Here is a 2,127-nt window from a genome sequence, read left to right as displayed (position 1 = left end):
GGGGCTTTGCTGTCGTCCGTTTTCAAGGAGATGGTTTTCAGTCATGTAATTATCAAGAATGCTTTTAGTCTTAGCCATAATCGGAATGTTCCTTTCCCGAGTTCGACAGGAAATCGGCAAAATTAGTAATGCACGAAACCAAAAAACCTTTTTAATCAAGGTTTTTCCATTTCTGAAATAGAAAAATAACCGAAATTTCATAGGCACACGTTTTATTTATTTAATGCTTTATTTTATCGGTTTTATACGATATAATATAGGCATGTATATTCGTCGCGTATCTCGAAAAAACAAAAATGGAACGACAACTGCATATCTCCAATTAGCTCATAATGAATGGGATTCGGAAGCCAAATATTCAAAAGCGAAGGTGATTTACTCTTTTGGACGAGAAGACGAGGTTGATCGTGCCGTTTTGGAACGTCTGGTTCAAAGCATTTCCCGGTACCTTTCACCCGAAGCTGCGTTGCAAGCTCAAAATACCATTGGAGAAACGGCGGATTTTTTGTTTCAATCCAGCAAGCGCTTAGGCGGCGCCTGGATGTTAAATCAACTGTGGAATAAGATGGGTCTGGATGCGATCTTGGAAACGCTATTTGCCGACCGAAAACATCAAGCATCCATCGAACGGCTGATTTTCTCTATGGTGGCAAATCGTGCATTGAACCCCTCCAGCAAGTTGGGGATGGAGGATTGGGTAAGGGAAGATGTATATCTTCCGGGCATCTCTGAGGTCAACAGTCAGCAGTTGTACCGAGCGATGGATGAACTGCTTGAAGTTCAATCCGAGTTAGAGCATCAGGTCTACTGCGCGGTGTCGGATCTTCTCAATCTGGAAGTCGATTTCCTCTACTTCGATACCACCTCCTCTTACTTCGAAGTGGATCCGTTTGATGCGCCGGAGGAAGAATCATTTCGGAAAACTGGTTTCTCGAAAGACAAGCGTCCGGATCTTGTACAAGTGGTCATCGGACTGGCTGTCACACGTGAAGGTATTCCGATCCGTTCATGGGTGTGGCCCGGAAACACTTCGGACATGTCTGTGGTCGAACAAGTCAAAAAAGACTTGATCGGCTGGAAACTGGGTCGTGTGATCAGCGTGATGGACCGCGGTTTTACATCCGAAGAGAACTTGCGCACCTTGCAGAAGACCGGCGGGCATTACATTGTCGGCGAGAAAATGCGTTCCGGCAAAGAGTCCACAGAAGAAGCCATGAGCCGCAAAGGCCGGTATCATCATGTGCGGGAGAACCTGCAAGTCAAAGACATCGTCGTAGGTGACGGTGAAGCCCGAAAACGATACGTGATCGTGTATAATCCCAAAGAAGCGGAGCGTGATCGTGTTCGCCGCGAGCAAACGATCGCGAAACTGCAGGCGAATCTGGAAGATCTCAAGCAATTGGGCGGACAATCTCACACCAAAGCGGCTTGCCAGTTGCGCTCCCACCAGACGTATGGGAAATATCTGCGCCAACTGAAAGACGGAACACTCAAGTTGGACAAGCAAGCCATCCGTGATGCCGAGAAATATGACGGCAAGTATTTAATTCGCACGTCGGATGATACGCTTTCCGCCGAGGATGTTGCTTTAGGTTATAAGCAGCTTGTGGATGTAGAGGATGCCTTTCGTACCCTGAAAACCACATTGCAGCTTCGGCCTATGTTTCACCGTCTCGAAGACCGGATTCGTTCCCATATTTTGCTGAGCTGGCTCGCTTTGCTCTTGGTACGCATTGTGGAAGTGGAAACCGGTGAGACCTGGAATGTGCTGCGCAAGGATTTGGATCGCATCCATCTCGGACATTTTTCTTCTAAAAACGGTGACGTTTACCAGAGTACAGAACTGACGGCGAAACAGCGAAAAATCTTTGCTGCGCTTGGGATTGAGCCACCTCCAAGGTTCCTTGAAATCCATCCAAGAGCATAGATACACGCTATATTTCTGTCTGAATGCCTGTGAACTCAAGCATGGTCTAGGTTTGCGGGCATTTTATTTGCCTAGCAACTGTCGAACTCGGGCCTTTTCTTGTTGCCTTTTCCAGTCAAAGTGATCGTTGCGGGCTGGGCCAATCTTACGTCACAGACCTTTAAATCGATCAATTCCTGTACTCTCGCACCGGCATCGTA

2 protein-coding genes are annotated in these 2,127 nt (G+C 47.2%); one reads left to right on the top strand and one right to left on the bottom strand.

Going from position 1 to position 2,127, the window contains the following annotated elements; genetic code table 11:
• On the bottom strand, positions 1–201 hold a 201-nt coding region (locus tag H525_RS29645), incomplete at its 3' end, for a hypothetical protein (protein ID WP_211237025.1).
• A 61-nt stretch (positions 202–262) separates the two neighbouring features.
• On the opposite strand from H525_RS29645, the gene H525_RS0115385 reads away from it, so the two are divergent.
• Complete coding sequence (locus tag H525_RS0115385) at positions 263–1,927, top strand: IS1634 family transposase (protein WP_027416905.1); 1,665 nt, start codon at positions 263–265, stop codon at positions 1,925–1,927.
• Positions 1,928–2,127: the final 200 nt, after the last annotated feature.

Origin of the sequence: Aneurinibacillus terranovensis DSM 18919, assembly GCF_000430625.1 — a bacterium.
Lineage (GTDB): Bacteria > Bacillota > Bacilli > Aneurinibacillales > Aneurinibacillaceae > Aneurinibacillus_B > Aneurinibacillus_B terranovensis.
The sequence above is the reverse complement of the archived record's forward strand: the minus strand, read 5'-3'. Positions and strand labels throughout refer to the sequence as shown.